Source organism: Alteromonas sp. H02 (assembly GCF_059682525.1).
The window spans coordinates 1,296,639-1,316,360 of record NZ_CM185021.1 but is presented as its reverse complement, the minus strand read 5'-3'; the positions used below and the strand labels follow the sequence as shown (position 1 = coordinate 1,316,360).

Genomic DNA, 19,722 nt, shown 5'->3' with positions numbered 1-19,722 from the left:
CATGCGACAGACGTATTTTTATGACATTCGAACAACTAGAATTAGACGATGACCTGTGCCGGGCACTCGCGGATATGGGCCTGAGCCGCCCTACTACCATCCAGTCTATGGTGGTCCCTCAGGCCATGGAAGGTAAAGACATTCTGGCCTCAGCCCCAACCGGAACAGGTAAAACCCTGGGTTTCTTATTACCCGCCTGTCAGTTTCTGCTGGATTTTCCGCGCAAACAGCCGGGCGCTACCCGTATTCTGGTTCTGACCCCGACCCGTGAACTGGCACTACAGGTCTATGAGCAAGCCGTTGCCGTTACCCGCCACACCGATCTGATTTGCGGTGTGATCACCGGCGGTATTAACTACGGCACCGACCGGGAAACCCTGTCGCAAAACCTTGATATCCTGGTGGCTACGCCCGGTCGTCTGTTTGAACACATCGAACAGGAATCGGCAGATTGCCGTGACATCGAATGTTTAATTCTTGACGAAGCCGACCGCATGCTGGACATGGGCTTTTCCGGCATCGTCAATCAAATCGCTTCTGAAGCCCGCTGGCGTAAACAGAACATGTTGTTCTCGGCCACGCTGGAAGGCGCTGGCGTACGGCATTTTGCCAATGATCTGCTCAATGAACCGGCAATCATCGAAGCCGATCCACCACGTCGTGAGAAAGCCAAAATTCACCAGTGGTATCACCTGGCCGATAACCTTGAACATAAGCTTGCCTTACTGGAAAAAATCCTTAAGGAACAAATCACCAGCGCCGTGGTGTTCGTTAAAACCCGTGAGCGCCTGCAATGGCTGCGTGAAAACCTCCAGCGACTGGGCGTCAACGTATGTTACCTGCAGGGTGAAATGCCCCAGGACAAACGTAATGCCGCCCTGGCCAGCTTTAAATCAGGCAAACTGAATATTCTGCTGGCTACCGATGTGGCTGCCCGCGGTATCGATGTACCCAATGTCAGCCATGTGATTAACTTTGATATGCCTCGCAAGGCCGATGTGTACGTTCACCGTATAGGACGTACCGGGCGCGCGGGCGCTAAAGGCACTGCCATTTCGTTAATCGAAGCCCATGATTTTGAGATGGTCGGTAAAGTCTCGCGCTACATGGATGAGCCGTTTAAAGCCCGGTTTGTTGAAGGCCTGCGTCCTAAGCACAAAGCGCCGGAAAATAAGACTAAGAAAAAGAAAGCCAAAACGTCCAAAACCGCCAAAAAGAAGAAGAGATAATGATTATGTCACTGCCTGCTAAAGTGGTTCTGGCTACCGGTAACGCCGGGAAAGTCAAAGAGTTTGCCAGCTTGTTCGCACCGCTTAATATCGAAGTGTTGCCGCAAAGTGAGTTCAACGTCAGCAGTGTGCCGGAGACCGGTACCACCTTTGTGGAAAATGCCATTATTAAGGCCCGCCATGCAGCGCAGGAAACCGGTTTACCCGCTATCGCCGATGACTCTGGCCTGGTGGTTGATGCTTTGCAAGGTGCTCCGGGTATTTACTCGGCACGTTACGCCGGAGAAGACGCCTCAGACAGCGACAACATTGCGCGATTACTTACCGCTTTAGGCGAAGACAACGCAAACCGTGCCGCGCACTTTCAGTGTGTACTGGTCATGATGCGCCACGCTGACGACCCTATCCCGTTTATTAGTGAAGGGCAATGGCACGGCAGCATTACCCGCCATCCTCATGGTGAAGGCGGTTTTGGCTACGACCCTGTATTTTATGTGGACGAGTTTAAGTGCACAGCTGCTGAACTTGAAAAAGCCCAGAAGAACGCGGTGAGTCATCGCGGTCTGGCCATGCAACAGTTGCTGGCACGTATTAAAGGTCTGTAATGCGGTTACCCCCTCTGGGCCTGTACATTCACATTCCCTGGTGTGTGCAAAAATGCCCCTACTGTGACTTTAATTCCCACGCGCTGAAAAGCGGGCTACCAGAGCAGGAATATATCGCCCATTTACTGGCCGATTTAGAGCAGGACGCCCGCTTCACCGGTGAGCGGCCGGTAGAAACCATTTTTATCGGCGGCGGCACGCCAAGTCTGTTTAGTCCCGAAAGCATTGGCTACCTGCTTACTGAGGCGCAAAAACGCGTGCCCTTCGCCAAAGACATCGAAATAACGCTGGAGGCCAATCCTGGCACCATAGAGGCGGCCCGGTTTGAAGGATACGTAGCCGCAGGGGTAAACCGTTTTTCTATTGGTATTCAAAGCTTTCAGGCCAGGCATTTAAACGCGCTGGGGCGCATTCACGACCCGGCCCAGGCTTTATTCGCGATTACACAAGCCGAACAAAGTGGTGTTAAAAGCTTTAACGTAGATCTTATGCACGGCTTACCGGAGCAGACCCTGCAGAACGCACTCGATGACTTAAGCCAGGCAATAAACCAGCAGCCAAAGCATTTATCCTGGTATCAGCTCACTATTGAACCTAATACACCGTTTTACTCCAGGCCGCCGGAATTACCTGACGATGATATTCTATGGGATATCCAGGCTGAAGGTCACAAATTACTGGCGGCATCTGGTTACGAGCAATACGAAATATCCGGCTATAGTAAACCCGGAAACCAATGCAAGCACAACCTCAACTACTGGCGATTTGGCGACTATATTGGCATTGGTTGCGGCGCCCATGGCAAATTAACCAACATCGAGAATCGCTCTATTGACCGCACGGTAAAAGTAAAGCATCCCCGTGGTTACATGACACTTAACCGGCCTTACCTTGATCATCAAAACCAGGTTGAGGAAGACGATCTGGCCTTTGAGTTTTTTATGAACCGTTTTCGACTAGTGGAGCCCTGCCCAAAAGCCGATTTCGCGGCACTCACCGGTACCTCTCTCACCACGCCACAGCAAGATGCTATTGGTCAGGCTATCAGTAATGGGTTGCTGGCTGAAACAGCAAACGACTGGCAGGTCACCTCCCTGGGGCGTCGATACCTTAATACCTTACTTAGCGCTTTTGTTTAGAAACGCCGGTGACAATCAGATTCATTTCAAAAAATTAGCTGAATCGTAAATTTACTCTACTATTAACTAGTAATAACAAAGCAGCCAATTTAGCTGCTGCATTTTTTGCCAGGCAGGGACGCCAGCAAAACCCGATAGTTGCCGGAGTAAGTATGTCCATTCAGCGTAAATTTCTAATTGCTATCACAGTGGTCATTGCCGCTTTTGCGGTGGTGATTGCGATTATTACTTCTGTTTCAGCCTCCTCAGAGGCTGAAGATAAGATAAACCAGCAAAAAGAACAGTTGTCGGCCAGGCTGACAAATATTCTCACCGTCACTGATTCTCTAATGCACGAACGTGTGGTTAGCAGTATGAAACTGCTAAAAGAACGCGGGAATGAAATGGGTATTCCCTCTCAGGGTGGCGAAGTAATGGTGAAGCAGACACCGGCCACCCAACTGTTTATTGGCGGCGAAGCACAGGCCAATAACTTTGCATTGGTTGACGGTCTTACCTCTGTAATGGGTGGCACCGCTACACTGTTTAGCAAAACCGGCGATGATTTTATTCGGGTCAGCACCAATGTTATCAAAGACGGTGAACGGGCGATTGGTACCAAGCTGGCACCGCAAGGTAAAGCTATGGCGCAGATCAAACAACGTAAAGCCTATTATGGCGCGGTGGATATTCTCGGCAGTCCTTACCTCACTGCTTACGAGCCGATGTTTAATGCGGCTCAACAAGTCATAGGTATTTGGTACGTGGGCTATTCTGCCGATCTCAATGTTCTCGAAGAAGCCATAACCAAAAGCAAATTACTTGAAGAGGGATTTGTCGCTCTGAAAGACAGCAAGGGTAACCTTCGAATGTATTCTTCCCACGTTAATGAAAGTTTAGTTAACAGTGCGCTCAGCAATGCCAGCGATGAATGGGAAGTCACCGTAGTTCCGTTCGAGAAGTGGGGCTACGAGTTAATACTGGCGGCTTCAAATGACGAAAAATCGGCCTTGGTTACCAGTGCGGTATTGTCGATATTGCTCAAAATTATAGTCGTCAGTGGGGTTATCCTGGTGGCGTTATTCTATCTGATAAGACATTTTGTCGGTAAGCCACTGGATGAATTTATTGCAGTGATATACGACCTTGCTTCGGGCGAAGGCGACTTAACCTTTCGCTTTAATGCCAACACCAGCGACGAATTTGGCCAGATGGCAAAAGGGTTTAATAAACTGCTTTCGCAACTACAGACCACTCTGAGGAGCGTAAATCAGGCCACAGACACCATGCTTTCCCAGTCCCGGCAACTTAATGACACTGCGGTGAAATCCAGTTCGACAGTAACAGAACTTACCGGTGAAACCAGTGCCATCGGCGACGCATTAACCACGCTACAGGAAAATGCGCTGGCGGTCTCCACTAACATTAACCATTCTAATGAAGCCGCCGGCGCAGCCGACCGTGATACCCGCAACAGTGTTAGTGTGTTGTCAGCAACCATTAAGGACATTGAGGCCCAGGCACAAAATATCGATACGTCGGTTCAGGTTATCAATGAACTGGCTGCTGCCAGTGAACAAATCAGTGGCGTCATGGATGTTATACGTAATATCGCTGAGCAAACAAATCTACTGGCACTCAATGCAGCGATTGAGGCTGCGCGAGCCGGAGAGCAAGGCCGCGGGTTCGCCGTGGTCGCAGACGAAGTCCGCTCACTGGCCAGTCGCACCCAGTCATCTACAGAAGAAATCCGCGTGATGATTGAGCGCTTGCAACAGGGCAGTCGGGAGGCGGCTGATAAAATGCAGCAAAACAAGGACAATGCGTTTGCTACTGTGCAAGTGACACAAAACGCCGGCGAGTCCCTGGAGAAGTCACTGCATGCAGTGGCTACCATTACTGAGTTAAATCAGGAAGCGGCGACCATGGCGTCACGGCAGGCCAGCATCACCGAGGATGTGGCCAAACGTCTGAGCAGTATTCAGGATGTGGGCAATCAGAACAGTGAATACGCCCGCCAGGTTGCGCAAAACTGTGCGCAACTGGTCGACGAAATCAGCAGCATGCAGCAACAACTTAAACGCTACCGGTTTTAACTTGTCGTCTTCGCTTGTTGTGCCATCAGAGCATCAATGATTTCCCGGTTAGCTGCCGGGAAGTCATCGTAATTCAGGTTATCCAGTGCCAGCCATTTACCCGACTGGCCTTCGGCACCGGTGGGTTCGCCGTCGAACCCGGTAACAGTGTACACATGCAAACGTACACACTTATCACCGTAATCGTGCTCAATGAGTATAAGTGAATCACACTGCGTGGTTACAATGGCCACTTCTTCCTGCAATTCTCTGCCCAGCGCAAGCTCCGGTGATTCGCCTGGCTCGACTTTGCCGCCGGGAAACTCCCACTTACCGCCCTGATGCTTATCACTGGCGCGTAAACAGACAAAGGCTTGGTTATCGCGCAGGATTACCCCTACTGCCACATCGATGTATTTCATATCTCATTACCTGTTTTGCTCAAAAAAAAGGCTGGCAACCTGCTCACCACAGATAACCAGCCTCTTATTCAGCGCTTTCGGTTTAACTTAATTTACCGTGACACTGCTTGTATTTTTTGCCTGAACCACAGGGGCAAGGATCATTACGACCGACTTTTGGCCCCTGTCGCATGGCTGCCTGAGGGCCGCTCACGTCTTCTGATGGCTTACCGTCAGCTTCGGCATGCTGGAAGTTCTTAGGTACATCGTCGGCCTGACGACGTTGCTCTTCCACTTTCTCAACATCCGATTCAGCGCGAACCTGCACCCGGCTTAAAATGGTAATTACCTCAAGCTTAAGCCCTTCCAGCATATTCGAGAATAACTCAAAAGCTTCACGCTTATATTCCTGCTTAGGATTTTTCTGAGCGTAACCGCGCAAGTGAATGCCCTGACGCAGATGGTCCATGGCGGCCAGGTGCTCTTTCCAGTTACTGTCGAGGTTCTGCAGCATCACCGCTTTTTCAAACTGACGCAGTACCTGCTCACCCACCATGTCTTCTTTGGCTTTGTAAGCTGCGTTTAACTCATCCAGAATTTTCTCACGCAGTTTTTCTTCATACAGTTTGTCGTCTGCATCCAGCCATTGCTGAATTGGCGCGTCCAGTGCAAAGTCTGCCTTAAGACGCTGCTCCAGCCCGGGCACATCCCACATTTCTTCCAGCGACTGGGGTGGAATGTACTCATCTACCACGCCACTGATAACGTCTTCGCGGATTGCCTGTACAGTTTCACTGATGTCCGACTCATCCAGCAGTTCGTTGCGCTGCTCGTAAATCACCTTACGTTGATCGTTGGCAACATCGTCGTACTCCAGCAACTGCTTACGAATATCAAAGTTGCGTCCTTCTACCTTGCGCTGGGCGTTTTCAATTGCGCGGGTTACCCATGGATGCTCGATAGCTTCGCCTTTTTCCATGCCCAGACGTTTCATCATGCTGGCCATTTTTTCTGAGGCGAAAATACGCATCAGGGCATCATCCAGTGACAGATAAAAACGTGATGACCCAGGGTCACCCTGACGACCAGCACGACCACGTAACTGGTTATCGATACGACGTGACTCATGGCGCTCGGTACCAATAATGTGCAGGCCACCGGCAGCCAGTACGGTCTCGTGGTCTTTTTCCCACTGCTCTTTAATTTTCTGAATCTGGGCTTCGGTTGGATTTTCCAGCTTATCGACTTCCGCCTGCCAGTTACCACCAAGCACAATATCGGTACCACGGCCCGCCATGTTGGTAGCAATAGTTACCGCGCCGGGCCGACCGGCCTGCGCAACGATATCGGCTTCCTGAGCATGGAACTTGGCATTCAGTACCTTATGGGGAATCTTTTCTTTCTTGAGAATACGTGACAGCAACTCAGAGTTTTCGATAGACACCGTACCTACCAGCGTAGGCTGACCACGCTTAACGCAGCGGCGAATATCTTCGACGATGGCGTCGTATTTTTCCTGAGCCGTCAGGTAGATTAAATCTGCCTTATCATCCCGCACCATGGCGCGGTTGGTAGGAATAACCACTGTTTCGAGGCTGTAGATATGATTAAATTCGAAGGCTTCGGTGTCAGCCGTACCTGTCATACCCGACAGTTTTTCGTATAAACGGAAATAGTTCTGGAAAGTAATGGATGCCAGAGTCTGGTTTTCGTTCTGAATCTTCACGCCTTCTTTGGCTTCAACCGCCTGGTGTAAACCTTCTGACCAGCGTCTGCCTTCCATTGTACGGCCGGTATGCTCATCAACAATAACAATGTTATCGTCTTTGACGATGTAGTCGACGTCTTTGGTAAACAGCTTGTGGGCACGCAAGGCCGCGTTGACGTGGTGCAGTAATGAAATATTACCGGCATCAAATAACGATTCTTCTTCGTTAAGCAGACCTTCACGTTTCATTATTTCTTCAACGTGAATTTGACCGTGTTCTGTCAGGTGAATTTGCTTGGCTTTTTCATCGATAGTGAAGTCACCATCGCCATGCTTACCTTCTTCGTCTTCTTTGTCTTGTCTGGTCAGCTCAGGAATTATCTGATTAATGCGTAAGTACAGCTCTGAACTGTCTTCGGCGGCACCAGAGATGATCAGCGGCGTACGGGCTTCATCAATCAGGATGGAGTCCACTTCGTCGATTACCGCATAATAGAGTTCACGCTGCACACGATCCTGGGGGCTAAACGCCATGTTATCGCGCAGGTAATCAAAACCAAATTCGTTGTTAGTACCGTAAGTAATATCTGCCTGATAAGCCTCGCGCTTCTGCTCCGGCGCTAGTCCTGGCACGTTACATCCCACGGTCAAGCCCAGATATTCAAATAAACTGCGGCTCCAGTTTGCATCCCGTTTGGCCAGGTAATCGTTCACGGTAATCACGTGAACACCACGGCCGGTGAGTGCATTTAAGTAAGTGGGTAAGGTAGAGGTCAGCGTTTTACCTTCACCGGTACGCATCTCGGCAATTTTACCGGAGTGCAGTACCTGTCCACCAAGCATCTGAACATCGAAGTGGCGCATGCCATACACACGTTTGCTGGCCTCACGAACGGTTGCGAATGCTTCGATAAGAATATCATCGAGACTCGCGCCGTCTTTCAGGCGTTGCTGAAACTCTGCCGTCTTCTGCTTTAGCGCAGCATCATCAAGGGCTTCGTATTCTGCTTCCAGCGCATTAATGGCATTGACGTGCTTTTGTAATTTTTTTAATAGTCGATCGTTACGACTGCCAAATACTTTCCTGAGCATGCTTGCAAACATTGTGTTGGTATTTCCACTTCTGTGATTTATCAAAAACAAAAAAATCTGATCGGCAGATTAATCTGTCGCGTTACAATAGATTGATTGGCGTGTAATAGAGGCTTACGCTATTTTTTGTAAACGTAAGGGAGTGGATCGACTTTCTGACCTGCTTTAATGACTTCGTAATGGACATGGGCGCCGGTAGAACGTCCGGTACTCCCCATTAGCGCGATGACCTGGCCCTTCGTAACCAAATCACCCTTATTAACCAGCAGAGTCTGATTGTGGCCATAGCGCGTTACTAAACCATCGCCGTGTTCTATTTCCACGAGATGTCCGTAACCGTACCGATCGCCTGACCAGGTCACTATGCCTGCCGCGGTGGCAACAACATCGTCACCTACTTCACCGGCAAAGTCTAATCCGTTGTGCATGGCCGGTTGTCCGGTAAAGGGATCCGTGCGCATGCCATAGTAGGATGATAACCATCCTGTCTCTATCGGGCGTCCCGACAAACTAATCTGTTCATCTATATGGTGCCCGGTAACCAATCTTTCAAGTGCGGCCAGTTGCTGCTGCTTATGCTTTAACTGACTGCTTAATGCTTTTATCGGCGATAACAACCGCCGTTCTTCGTCTTCCAACTGACTATTTATGCTGGCTGACGCCAGCCCGAAATCGCCTACCGACTGCTCGTCTACACCCATCGCTTTAGCCAGTACCTGAGTTTTCGCGTCTATTTTATCCAGCGAGTTTTGCATTGCCATTAGTTGCGCCGCCAATGCCTTAACCTGTTCATCGGTTGCGGCAGCAAGGGAATCTACCTGCTGCTGTTCGGCTTCCAGAATATTCTGGGCAACTTTTACGCGGGCAAGGTTTTCAAAGGAAGAGTCGGTAGAACGACTGGATACAAGAAGAAACAGTGACGATAACACGGTAAGGCTCACTATCGAGCGCACACTGATGCTGCGCCTGATGCGTTTATGCTTACCAATAAATGTCACGGTTAGTTTCATTTTGAAGTCTTTTTTATCTTTCAAATCTGAGCCAGCGGTGCAATATCAGCCAGCTTAACTATTATGGTTCGCTATTCTAGCGACATTCACCCCTATTAAACAACAAAAAAGCCGCCACGAGGGCGGCTTTTTCAGCATAAAGTATCAAGCCATAGCGGGTTGCGCGTAGCGAATTGGCGCTTCGTCCTGCGACTCATAGGTGATGTATTCCCAACAATCACTCTGCGCGAGTACCGCATTCAGCAACTTGTTGTTAAGACCATGGCCGGTTTTATATGCCGCCAGCTCACCAATGATACTGTGACCACCTAAATACAGGTCACCGATGGCGTCGAGGATTTTATGTTTGAGGAACTCATCATCATAACGCAAACCTTCCGGATTCAGTACCCGGTAGTCATCCAGCGCGACGGCATTTTCCATGCTGCCTCCGAGGGCCAGATTGTTGGCGTTCATGTATTCCAGATCGCGCATAAAACCAAAGGTACGGGCACGGCTCACCTCGCTCACATAAGAGCACGAATCAAAATCCATTACCATATGCTGGCGAGTCTGGCTGATAACCGGGTGTTCAAAGTCAATCTGGAAATCAACCCGGAAGCCGTCATACGGACGTAGTTCTGCCCATTTGTCGCCGTCTTCTACACGAACGGGTTTGGTAATGCGAATAAAGCGCTTAGGCGCATTTAATTCTTCAATACCAGCCGACTGCAGCAAGAACACAAACGGACTCGCACTGCCGTCCATAATCGGCAGTTCATTGCTGTTAACTTCAACAATGATGTTATCGATACCCAGTCCGGCCAATGCTGACGCTAAGTGTTCCACGGTATGAATGCTCACACCGTCGTCATTATTCAGACAGGTACACAGCATGGTATTCCCAACCGCGTTCGCGCGGGAGTGAATGTCCACATGCGGTTCAAGGTCAATACGCCGAAACACGATTCCCGTGTTCGCAGGCGCAGGCCGGAGAGTCATCGTGACCTTGTCCCCTTTGTGCAAACCTATGCCAGTTTCCTGGACTGCATGTTTAATTGTACGTTGTCTAATCATGGCTTTAAAAAACACCTAACCTAAAGCGGCCGAACATTATAGTTAGCCATCACTTACTTGTCAAAAGTATCGGTCACTTTATGAACAATATTAACCTTTTGACCAAGCACCCTGTAAATTTTTGTTTACCGTTCTAGTCTGCCTGCTTACGCAGGAAAGCCGGAATATCCAGGTATTCAAGGTCATTGCCAGGCTGCGCATTTTCATCCGCTTTCAGCGCCTGGTTACCTTCAGTACCGCCTACCGCACGGGATTCACCGCTGGACTGGAACTCACGGGCTGAAGCACTCAGGCGTGAACCTTCAGAGCTCACCAGTGAGATGTCAGGCTTACGCTCCGCACCAATCCCGGTTGCCACCACGGTAACCCGCAGTTCTTCGGTCATTTCCATGTCGATAACGGTACCCACTACTACCGTAGCGTTCTCGGAGGCAAATGCTTTAACCGCATTACCCACCGTTTCGAACTCGTCAATGGCGAAATCAGGGCCCGCGGTGATATTCACCAGAATACCGCGCGCACCAGACAGATCGATGTCTTCCAGAAGCGGGCTGGCAATCGCTGCTTCTGCTGCTTCTTCAGCACGGTCCGGACCTGAGGCTGAACCGCTGCCCATCATGGCTTTACCCATTTCAGACATTACAGTACGTACGTCAGCGAAATCCACGTTGATCAAACCAGGGCGGGTAATCAGTTCAGCAATCCCCTGCACTGCACCACGTAATACGTCATTAGCAGCACTAAACGCTTGTAACAGCGGCGTACCCGGGCCCATCACTTTCAGCAACTTCTCATTGGGAATAGTAATCAGCGAGTCAACGTTGCGAGCCAGTTCATCAGTGCCCTGGTTAGCAAAATCAGTCCGCTTTTTACCTTCAAATGGAAACGGCTTGGTAACCACAGCAACCGTCAGGATGCCCATTTCACGGGCAATCTTGGCCACTTCCGGCGCGGCACCAGTACCAGTACCACCACCCATACCTGCGGTGATAAATACCATATCAGCACCATCCAGCGCCTGGCGGATAGTTTCGCGATCTTCCTGTGCGGCTTCACGACCCTTGTTAGGATCAGCACCTGCACCCAGACCTTTAGTCACATTTGAGCCAATCTGCAGAGTGACATCTGCAGAAGAGCTACGTAACACCTGTGCATCAGTGTTTACTGCAATAAATTCTACGCCTTCAATGCTCTGAGACACCATGTGCTCAACCGCATTGCCACCGCCGCCACCGACACCGATGACTTTGATTACGGCTTCTTCGCCGTGGCTATCCATTAATTCAAACATACTTACTCTCCGGTTCTGTACGTCTTTCTAACACTTGAGTTCACCTGCATATTGAGCATTCCATGACTCTCGCGGATAAACCTAAGCGCCCCCTAAAATTTAAAATTCACCTTTAAACCAACTTTGCACGCGCTTGAATAAACCATCCGCTACGCGTTGCTTGCTCGTTTTTTTATTATCTGCTTGCATCTTTCCATAGTGGAGTAACCCCACTGCCGTTGCGAAACTGGCATCGTCAGTATATTCCGACAAGCCAACCATATTCAGCGGACTACCCACCCGCACCGGCATTTGGAAAATTTCTTCAGCGATTTCAACAGCCCCTTCCATCTTTGCGGTACCACCAGTTAACACCAGGCCCGCAGCGATCTGCTCTTCAAAACCACTGTTTTTAATTTCTTTATGTATCAGTTCAAACAATTCCTGATACCGAGGTTCTATGACCTCTGCCAGAGTATGACGAGACATTACCCGCGCCGGACGACCGCCAACGCTGGGTACCTCAATACTCTCTTCCATGCTAACCATGTCTTTTAGCGCGCAGGCATAGTTAACTTTTATTTCTTCAGCGTTGCTAATTGGCGTTCTGAAGATTTTTGCAATATCACTGGTAATCTGATTACCGGCTAACGGCACTACCGCGGTATAACGAATTGCACCATCAGTGTAGATCACAATATCCATCGTGCCGGCACCGATATCCACTACACAGACACCGAGCTCACGCTCATCATCTGTCAGCACGGCATAACTGGATGCCAGCGCCGAGAAAATGATTTGATCGGCCTGTAACTCGCAGCGCTCGATACATTTCACCAGGTTTTTCGCCATATCGTCCGCACAGGTAATAATATGGGCCTCGGCTTCCATTCTTACCCCTGACATGCCAATCGGGTTTTTAATGCCTTCCTGCACATCAATGGTAAACTCCTGTGGCAATACATGCAGTAACCGACGTTCTGCCGCAATGGGTACCGAGCGTGCGGCATGGACCACGTTATCGACGTCTTCCTGAGTTACTTCCTGATTATTAATCGGCACCATGCCACTTTCGTTCTGGCATTTCACGTGCCGTCCGGAAATCGACATAAACACAGAAGAGACCTGACAATCGGCCATCAGTTCCATTTCGTTTACTGCACTTTGAACAGACTTCACCACCAGGTTCAAATCGTTCACACCACCCTTATCCATACCACGGGCAGGATGGGTACCGACACCTACGATACTGATTTGCTCATCGTCGAGTAACTCGCCGAGGACGGCCTTTACACGGCTGGTGCCGATATCCAGTCCTACAATCAAATTACGTTCTGCCGGTTTAGACATATGCCGCTTATCTCTTATTAACTTTTAGTCTGATTAGTATCAGTTTCATTTTGCCAGCCTACGGCCAGCCCTGTGTCGTAACGTAAATCCACGTAACTAACACCCTTAGGTTGTTCACTCAGTAATGGGTAAACATCCACAAATCGTTGTAAACGGTCAATAAACTCCTGTCGACCAAGGTTTATCTCAATCCCGTTTACCAGTTGTACCTGCCAGGCAAAGCGCTCTGATAACGACAACTCTTCGATATCCAGTTGCCGGCTACGCAGTAACCGCTGCATGGCGTTAAATCCTTCTAATGCCGTTTTCTCACTGCCGCCCGGGCCGAACAGGCGCGGTAAGCCTAAATTTTTACCCTCAGCGTTAAAGCTTTCGCCGTAAGGGTTGAGCATTAAATCTTCATTCCATCTGGCTACTGGTGTTTGCTCCACCAGGTAAACCTTTAACCGGTTAGGCCACTGCTTACGTACCGACGCCCGGTACACCCAGGCCTGATCTTCCAGCAGCCGGTGAATGTCGTTCACATCCAGCGCAAAAAAGCTGCCAGGCTGAGACTGACGGATAAGCCGCTCCAGTTTCAGTACGTCCAGTTGTTCAAACTGCCCGGAGAAGTCAATGACCTGCACCGGTGCCTGTTGCTCATCCTGCATCCAGTTATAGGTATGAATGACACCGCTTATCAGCAACACCACCAACACGGCTAAAAAAGCAATGCCGCCCCAGGGCGCCTGGTGTTGTTCTGCTGACATTCTCGGGTTACTCCATACTGGTAGCCAGAATCGCTAATACTAAGTCTGTAAAACTAATCCCGGCTGCAGCCGCGGCCTTGGGAACCAGACTTTTCTCAGTCATACCCGGCGCCGTATTGGCCTCAAGCAAATAAAACTCACCAGATTGTTTGTCCTGCATCACATCTACCCGCCCCCAGCCAGTGGCCGATAGCGCTTCAAATGCAGATGCACACAGCGTTGCCAGGTGTTGTTCGTCTTCATCAGACAAACCACTCGGGCAAAAATATTCGGTCGTATTATCCTGATACTTAGCCGAATAATCGTAAAATATATGCGGGGTTGACATGCGGATCGAAGGTAAAGCCTGACCTTGCACAACGGCAACGGTATATTCAGGTCCTTCAATATACTGCTCCAACAAGACTGTATTATCGTATTTGAATGCGTCTTGTATGGCAGTCGCGAGTTGTTTAGCGCTAGTCACTTTGGCCATCCCGATGCTCGAACCTTCCCGAGCCGGTTTAACCATGACTTTTCCCCCTAATTTATTCATTATAGCGCCGCATGATCCAGCTTCAAAGCGACTTTTTACAGCAATTTCATATTTCGCGGTGGGAATATTCAGGCATTGCCAGATTTGCTTACTATGGATCTTGTCCATGGCCAGTGCAGAACCCAGTACGGAGCTACCTGTGTAAGGTATTTTGAGCTGCTGTAAAGCCCCTTGCATGCTGCCATCTTCGCCGCCACGACCATGTAACATTATCAGTACACGATCGACTTTTTCATCAATCAATTCAACTAGTTGACGCTCAGCTGTATCGAAAGCGATGGCCTCTACGCCGGCTTCTGTAAGGGCTTTTAAAACGGTCTCGCCGGAGCGCAAGGAAACTTCCCGCTCAGCAGAGTCGCCGCCGTACATTACAGCAACACGCCCGAAGGCTTGCGGGGCATAAGTTTTAAAGGCCATTACGGCTCCTCCTGCTGCATCAGTTGCGGGTTTAACTGCATCGCCGCCAGTTTCCTGGCCAGCTGGCCTACGTTACCGGCGCCCTGCGTCATCACAATATCACCTTCCTGCAACTGATTAGCGAGAATCGCAGGCAGTTCACCGTGATCGCTGACATAAACCGGCTCTAACTGGCCGCGGGCACGTATCGAGCGCGCCAGTGAACGACTGTCTGCACCATCAATAGGCTGTTCGCTGGCCGCATAAACATCCAGCAGTAATAAACAATCCACCTGAGACAGTACTTCCACGAAGTCTTCGTACAAATCACGGGTTCGGGTGTAACGGTGCGGTTGATAAATCATTACCAGCCTTTGATCCGGCCAGTTGTTGCGGGCCGCTTCAATGGTCGCCGCCACTTCCGTTGGATGGTGGCCGTAATCGTCCACCAGGGTCACCTCTCCCACACTGGTATCAAACTGTCCGAGCACCTCAAAACGACGGCCAATGCCGCCGAAACCGGCCAGCGCGGCCTGCACTGACTGATCGTCTATCCCTTCTTCCGTAGCCACTGTGATAGCAGCCAGGGCGTTGAGCACATTGTGCTTACCGGTCTGATTCAGCTTTATAGCCAGTGGCTCTCGGTCCGGGCGATGAACGGTAAAATGCGCCGAGCCAAAACTGTAGTGAATATCGGTGGCGTATACATCGTTGTCTTCATCCAGACCGTAGGTGATCACGCTGCGACCGATTTGTGGCAACAGCGAACGGATAACCTGGTCATCGCCACACACTACGGCCTGTCCGTAAAACGGCAGATTATGTAAAAACTCAATGTAGGTGTCGGTCATTTTACTGAAATCGCCGCCATAGGTTTCCATATGGTCAGCTTCGATATTGGTCACCACACTCATCATCGGCTGAAGGTGCAGAAACGAAGCATCACTCTCATCCGCTTCAGCGATTAAATATCGACTGCTGCCGAGTCGTGCATTAGTACCGGCGCTGTTAAGCAAACCGCCAATCACGAAAGTAGGATCGCGCCCGGCCTCGGCAAAAATGGTCGCAATAAGGCTGGTAGTGGTGGTTTTACCATGGGTACCAGCCACCGCGATGCCATGACGGAAACGCATTAATTCAGCCAGCATTTCCGCGCGACGGATAATCGGGATACGTTTTTCCCGGGCATACTGAATCTCGGGATTAGCCTCGTTGATTGCACTGGAAACCACCACAACGTTGGCATCCACCACATTTTCAGCACGATGGCCAATGGCAATATCTGCGCCCAGCGCGGTCAGGCGCTCGGTCATTGCACCGGTCTGGATGTCAGAACCGGCAATATCGTAGCCTTCATTCAACAGCACTTCGGCGATCCCGCCCATGCCGGCACCGCCAATCCCGACAAAAAATATGCGCGTGATCTTTCGCATCAGGGGACTTTGAAAAGGCGTTTCCAATACCATCTACCGCTATCTCTCTTTAGTTAAAGCTTCACAGGCATCTGCTACCTGCTGAGCTGCATTGTAAGGTGCAAACTGTTTCGCATTGGCCGCCATCCTGACACAGTCATCAGGATTTTCCAGCCAGTCACGCAGAATCACCGGTAATTCCTGGCTAAGTGCCGATTGTGCCACCACTTTGGCGGCATTCTGGTCGGCCAGATAGCGCGCATTCAGGGTTTGATGGTCGTCTACGGCATGGGGCAGCGGCACAAAAATGGCTGGTTTACCGGCACCGGAAACCTCTGCCACGGTTAATGCCCCCGCCCGGCACACAACAAAATCAGCCCACTGATAAGCCTCGGCCATATCAGTAATAAATTCATTCACGGTCACCGGCTTGTCGCCATAGGCTCTGCGTACGGTTTGTTCGTTACCTTTACCACACTGATGGCGAATCTGTAGTTCAGGAAAAGACTGACAGATCACCGGCAGCTGTTCGTTCAGTGGCCGCGCCCCTAAACTGCCGCCCACCACCAGCATCCGCATGGGCTGTGAGGTTTGACGTTTAGGCTCAATGGCGAGAATTTCATCCCGCACCGGGTTACCCACGGCCTGGCATTTCGTTTTAGCCCCGGCAAAATACGGCGCCGCCGAAGCAAACCCAAGCATGACTTTTTTAGCAATGCGGGCAAGTAACTTGTTGGTCATGCCAGGCACCGCATTTTGTTCGTGGATGACAATCGGGATGCCGAGGCTTTTCGCCGCAACACCGCCTGGGCCGCTGGCATAACCGCCCATCCCGATAACCACATCCGGTTTCAGCTGTTGCAGTAATTTGCGGGCGTTAAATAAAGATTTAACCAGCGCCAGTAAGCCCGATACACGAGCTCCAATCCCTTTACCACGCAACCCTTTAACCGGGATAAAATGAATCGGGAAGCCATGGGCCGGTACCACCTGGGCTTCCATACGTTCTGCCGTGCCCAGCCAGTCGATGTGCCAGCCGCGGCGCTGTAATTCATTGGCCACCGCAATGCCGGGAAATACATGCCCGCCGGTACCACCAGCCATCACCAGACAACGTTTACTCATCATCCGGCTCCTGCGCTACATCCTGATCGTTAGCCTGCAGCGGTTTCATGGCCGCCTTCACTTTGGCTTTGCCTTCCCGCTTGCGGCCTTTATCCAGCGCCTGAACGCCTGCAACCCGTAATTCAAAATCAATCCGTAACAGCACAGCCACGGTAACCGACATAATAATTAAACTTGAACCACCATAACTCACCAGTGGCAGCGTTAACCCTTTGGTGGGCAGGATACCGGCGCTGGCGCCAATATTTACTGCGGTCTGGAAACTGAACCAAATGCCAATGGCATAGGCCAGAAAGCCTTCAAATGCCCGTTCACTGGCCAGCGCCTGATTACCAATTTGTAGCGCCCGGATAACTAGCCATAACATCAGTAGCAGCACCACCATTACCCCGGTGAATCCCAGCTCTTCGGCTAAAATGGCCATAACAAAGTCAGTGTGCGCTTCAGGCAGGAATTCAAGCTTTTGTAAACTGTTGCCCAGTCCCTGTCCAAACCAGTTACCCCGCCCGTAAGCCATTAAAGACTGGGTCAGCTGATAGCCGCTGCCGAATGGATCGGCCCAGGGATCCCAGAACGAGGTAACCCTTGCCAGCCGGTACTCTGAATCCACAATCAGGGCGACCACAGCTAACACACCGGCAAATAGTAAAGCGAAAAACTGCCACAGTTTAGCACCGGCTAAAAACAACAGGCCCATGGTGGTAGCCAGCATTACAACTACAGTGCCCAGATCGGGTTGCGCCAGTAACAGCAATGCCAGAATAAAGAACACGACCAGCGGTTTAATAAAGCCTTTCAGATTCTCTGTGACTTCATCGTAACGCCGGACCATATAGCCCGCCAGATAACAGAAGAAAAACAGCTTCGCCGGTTCCGCGGCCTGAACCGTAATAGGCCCGACAACCAGCCAGCGAGTTGAACCATTAACGTTTCTGCCAATCAGCAGTACCGCCACCAGCAGGCCTATGGCAGCCAGTAGCATATAGGGGTTGGTCACCCGCCAGAATTGCATGGGTAACTGCACCGTAATCATGGCAGCGATAATGGCGGCAATCAGGTAAATACCGTGACGAATTGAGAAATAAAACGGATTGTCATGGAGGCGGTCGGCAACCGGCATGGAAGCAGAGGTTACAATAATGAGACCAATCGCCATCAGAGCAAACGCCACCAATACAATGCCGCCGTCAAACGCCGGAGCACTGGTGTTTGGCTTATCGTGGCGCGCAGCGAAAAGGCCGGCAAGCTGAGAAGTTACGGCATTCATGCGGATAACTCCTTTACCGCCTGCTGGAAAACCTCGGCCCGGTGCTGGTAATTATTAAACATATCCAGGCTGGCACAGGCCGGCGATAACAGCACCGTATCGCCTGGTTTCGCCAGTAGAAACGCCTGCTGAACAGCACGCTCAAGACTTTCAACATAATAGCCTTGCTCAGCTATATCACTGAGTACCTGTCCATCTTTGCCAAGGGCAATGACAACATCCACATGGGCTGATAATACCGGCGCCAGTTCGCTTAAATCTGCGCCTTTCGCATCGCCGCCAGCAATGAGAATCAATTTACCTTTTACGCTACCAGCCAGCCCTTGCAGTGCCGCTTCAGTAGCGCCGATGTTGGTTGCTTTTGAATCGTCGATAAAACTGACGCCCGCGACTTCGGCAATCTTAGTACAGCGGTGCGGCGCACTCTTAAATGACTTCACCGCCTCGGCGGCAGCTGTCATATCCTGACTAAAGACGCTGACCAGTGCCAGTGCGGACTGAATATTCAGTGCATTATGCAGCCCTACCAGTGCGGTATCAGCCAGAACCAGTAAGGGTTTACCATTATAAGTAATGGTTTGCCCGGCCGCATCCCAGCCAAAGTCTTCGCTGGCCGGGTTGAGACCGGTGGCTATTTTAGTCTCGACGGCAGTCATCGGCATGGTATTGCTGTCGTCGCGGTTAACCACGGCTACCCGGCAATGGTCAAAAATTCGCTGTTTGGCTTCACTGTAAGCGGCCAGTGTATGATGACGGTCGAGATGGTCAGCTGAAATGTTAAGTATCGTCCCAGCCCAGAGCGCTAAACTGCGGGTGGTTTCCAACTGGAAGCTGGATAATTCCAGCACCGTTACATCCGCTGCTTGCTGCAGAGAATCCAGGGCTGGTAAACCGACATTGCCGGCCGCCACCGCATTAAAGCCCAGTTGCTGTAATATATGAGTGGTTAGCAGAGTCACTGTCGTCTTGCCGTTGGAGCCCGTGATCCCAATTACCGGCTGCTTAACTGCCAGGGCAAATAATTCAATATCACCAATCACGCTGACACCCACCTGTCTTGCCCGTGCAACTTCCGGTAAATCGGTGGCGATACCAGGACTTAATACCAGATGGGTTACGCCTTGCCAGTAATTTTGCGGCAACTCACCACAGGTGATATCAGCGTTTACCCGGGCAGCCAGCTCCTCGCCGACAGTGTAGTCTGCGCGGGTGTCCCACACTTTAAACGCTACCGATTGTTGTAGCAGATAGCGCACACAGGAAAGACCGGTCTGTCCGAGACCGGCAATAACATACTGTGGTAAACGCGCTGTTTCAGTCATAA

General features: G+C 50.7%; 16 protein-coding genes. 4 read left to right on the top strand and 12 right to left on the bottom strand.

Annotation, left to right across the window (positions count from 1 at the left end; all coding sequences use genetic code 11):
- Positions 1-20 precede the first annotated feature (20 nt).
- The 4 genes from srmB (at position 21) to AC566Q_RS05945 (ending at position 5,048) form a co-directional block, all read left to right on the top strand.
- Entirely contained in the window at positions 21-1,229 is a 1,209-nt protein-coding gene (gene srmB / locus AC566Q_RS05960; RefSeq protein ID WP_105934340.1) for an ATP-dependent RNA helicase SrmB, read from the top strand.
- 5 nt (positions 1,230-1,234) lie between these two features.
- Positions 1,235-1,834 carry an RdgB/HAM1 family non-canonical purine NTP pyrophosphatase gene (rdgB, locus tag AC566Q_RS05955; RefSeq protein ID WP_105934393.1) on the top strand — a complete coding sequence of 200 codons (600 nt, stop codon included), beginning with the start codon at positions 1,235-1,237 and terminating at the stop codon, positions 1,832-1,834.
- Entirely contained in the window at positions 1,834-2,973 is a 1,140-nt protein-coding gene (gene hemW / locus AC566Q_RS05950; RefSeq protein WP_105934339.1) for a radical SAM family heme chaperone HemW, read from the top strand. Before rdgB ends, hemW begins: the two co-directional genes overlap by 1 nt.
- Before the next feature lie 152 nt (positions 2,974-3,125).
- A complete protein-coding gene (locus tag AC566Q_RS05945) occupies positions 3,126-5,048 on the top strand; it encodes a methyl-accepting chemotaxis protein (protein ID WP_499614820.1) in 1,923 nt (640 codons plus the stop codon).
- Here the strand turns inward: AC566Q_RS05945 and mutT are convergent.
- The 12 genes from mutT to murD all read right to left on the bottom strand — a co-directional run bounded on the left by mutT (position 5,045) and on the right by murD (position 19,720).
- A complete protein-coding gene (mutT, locus tag AC566Q_RS05940) occupies positions 5,045-5,449 on the bottom strand; it encodes an 8-oxo-dGTP diphosphatase MutT (protein WP_105934337.1) in 405 nt (134 codons plus the stop codon). The two genes, AC566Q_RS05945 and mutT, sit on opposite strands and share 4 nt — an antisense overlap.
- Positions 5,450-5,531: 82 nt before the next feature.
- Complete coding sequence (gene secA, locus AC566Q_RS05935; RefSeq protein WP_105934336.1) at positions 5,532-8,240, bottom strand: preprotein translocase subunit SecA; 2,709 nt, start codon at positions 8,238-8,240, stop codon at positions 5,532-5,534.
- Positions 8,241-8,347: 107 nt separating this feature from the next.
- Positions 8,348-9,238, bottom strand: a complete 891-nt coding sequence (locus tag AC566Q_RS05930; RefSeq protein WP_499614815.1) for a M23 family metallopeptidase — start codon at positions 9,236-9,238, stop codon at positions 8,348-8,350.
- Between the two features lie 144 nt (positions 9,239-9,382).
- Positions 9,383-10,294, bottom strand: coding sequence for a UDP-3-O-acyl-N-acetylglucosamine deacetylase (gene lpxC / locus AC566Q_RS05925; protein WP_499614812.1), 912 nt, complete (start codon positions 10,292-10,294; stop codon positions 9,383-9,385).
- Between the two features lie 133 nt (positions 10,295-10,427).
- Entirely contained in the window at positions 10,428-11,585 is a 1,158-nt protein-coding gene (ftsZ, locus tag AC566Q_RS05920; protein ID WP_499614809.1) for a cell division protein FtsZ, read from the bottom strand.
- Positions 11,586-11,684: 99 nt separating this feature from the next.
- Entirely contained in the window at positions 11,685-12,914 is a 1,230-nt protein-coding gene (ftsA, locus tag AC566Q_RS05915) for a cell division protein FtsA (RefSeq protein ID WP_105934333.1), read from the bottom strand.
- Between the two features lie 17 nt (positions 12,915-12,931).
- Complete coding sequence (locus AC566Q_RS05910) at positions 12,932-13,663, bottom strand: cell division protein FtsQ/DivIB (protein ID WP_499614804.1); 732 nt, start codon at positions 13,661-13,663, stop codon at positions 12,932-12,934.
- Positions 13,664-13,670: 7 nt separating this feature from the next.
- Positions 13,671-14,615 carry a D-alanine--D-alanine ligase gene (locus AC566Q_RS05905; protein ID WP_499614800.1) on the bottom strand — a complete coding sequence of 315 codons (945 nt, stop codon included), beginning with the start codon at positions 14,613-14,615 and terminating at the stop codon, positions 13,671-13,673.
- Complete coding sequence (gene murC / locus AC566Q_RS05900; protein WP_499614795.1) at positions 14,615-16,060, bottom strand: UDP-N-acetylmuramate--L-alanine ligase; 1,446 nt, start codon at positions 16,058-16,060, stop codon at positions 14,615-14,617. Before murC ends, AC566Q_RS05905 begins: the two co-directional genes overlap by 1 nt.
- Before the next feature lie 6 nt (positions 16,061-16,066).
- Positions 16,067-17,131, bottom strand: coding sequence for an undecaprenyldiphospho-muramoylpentapeptide beta-N-acetylglucosaminyltransferase (gene murG / locus AC566Q_RS05895; protein ID WP_499617379.1), 1,065 nt, complete (start codon positions 17,129-17,131; stop codon positions 16,067-16,069).
- Positions 17,124-18,398: a cell division protein FtsW gene (gene ftsW, locus AC566Q_RS05890; protein ID WP_499614792.1), complete on the bottom strand. Its 1,275-nt coding sequence runs from the start codon at positions 18,396-18,398 to the stop codon at positions 17,124-17,126. Before ftsW ends, murG begins: the two co-directional genes overlap by 8 nt.
- Positions 18,395-19,720, bottom strand: coding sequence for a UDP-N-acetylmuramoyl-L-alanine--D-glutamate ligase (murD, locus tag AC566Q_RS05885; RefSeq protein ID WP_499614789.1), 1,326 nt, complete (start codon positions 19,718-19,720; stop codon positions 18,395-18,397). Before murD ends, ftsW begins: the two co-directional genes overlap by 4 nt.
- Positions 19,721-19,722: the final 2 nt, after the last annotated feature.

Excerpts from the sequence above, each read along its gene's own strand:
- rdgB (WP_105934393.1), top strand. The coding sequence starts at position 1,235 with ATGTCACTGCCTGCTAAAGTGGTTCTGGCTACCGGTAACGCCGGGAAA.
- mutT (WP_105934337.1), bottom strand. The coding sequence starts at position 5,449 with ATGAAATACATCGATGTGGCAGTAGGGGTAATCCTGCGCGATAACCAA.
- AC566Q_RS05930 (WP_499614815.1), bottom strand. The coding sequence starts at position 9,238 with ATGAAACTAACCGTGACATTTATTGGTAAGCATAAACGCATCAGGCGC.
- ftsZ (WP_499614809.1), bottom strand. The coding sequence starts at position 11,585 with ATGTTTGAATTAATGGATAGCCACGGCGAAGAAGCCGTAATCAAAGTC.
- AC566Q_RS05905 (WP_499614800.1), bottom strand. The coding sequence starts at position 14,615 with ATGGCCTTTAAAACTTATGCCCCGCAAGCCTTCGGGCGTGTTGCTGTA.
- murD (WP_499614789.1), bottom strand. The coding sequence starts at position 19,720 with ATGACTGAAACAGCGCGTTTACCACAGTATGTTATTGCCGGTCTCGGA.
- murC (WP_499614795.1), bottom strand. The coding sequence starts at position 16,060 with ATGGTATTGGAAACGCCTTTTCAAAGTCCCCTGATGCGAAAGATCACG.
- secA (WP_105934336.1), bottom strand. The coding sequence starts at position 8,240 with ATGTTTGCAAGCATGCTCAGGAAAGTATTTGGCAGTCGTAACGATCGA.
- ftsW (WP_499614792.1), bottom strand. The coding sequence starts at position 18,398 with ATGAATGCCGTAACTTCTCAGCTTGCCGGCCTTTTCGCTGCGCGCCAC.
- murG (WP_499617379.1), bottom strand. The coding sequence starts at position 17,131 with ATGAGTAAACGTTGTCTGGTGATGGCTGGTGGTACCGGCGGGCATGTA.
- ftsA (WP_105934333.1), bottom strand. The coding sequence starts at position 12,914 with ATGTCTAAACCGGCAGAACGTAATTTGATTGTAGGACTGGATATCGGC.
- lpxC (WP_499614812.1), bottom strand. The coding sequence starts at position 10,294 with ATGATTAGACAACGTACAATTAAACATGCAGTCCAGGAAACTGGCATA.
- srmB (WP_105934340.1), top strand. The coding sequence starts at position 21 with ATGACATTCGAACAACTAGAATTAGACGATGACCTGTGCCGGGCACTC.
- AC566Q_RS05910 (WP_499614804.1), bottom strand. The coding sequence starts at position 13,663 with ATGTCAGCAGAACAACACCAGGCGCCCTGGGGCGGCATTGCTTTTTTA.
- hemW (WP_105934339.1), top strand. The coding sequence starts at position 1,834 with ATGCGGTTACCCCCTCTGGGCCTGTACATTCACATTCCCTGGTGTGTG.
- AC566Q_RS05945 (WP_499614820.1), top strand. The coding sequence starts at position 3,126 with ATGTCCATTCAGCGTAAATTTCTAATTGCTATCACAGTGGTCATTGCC.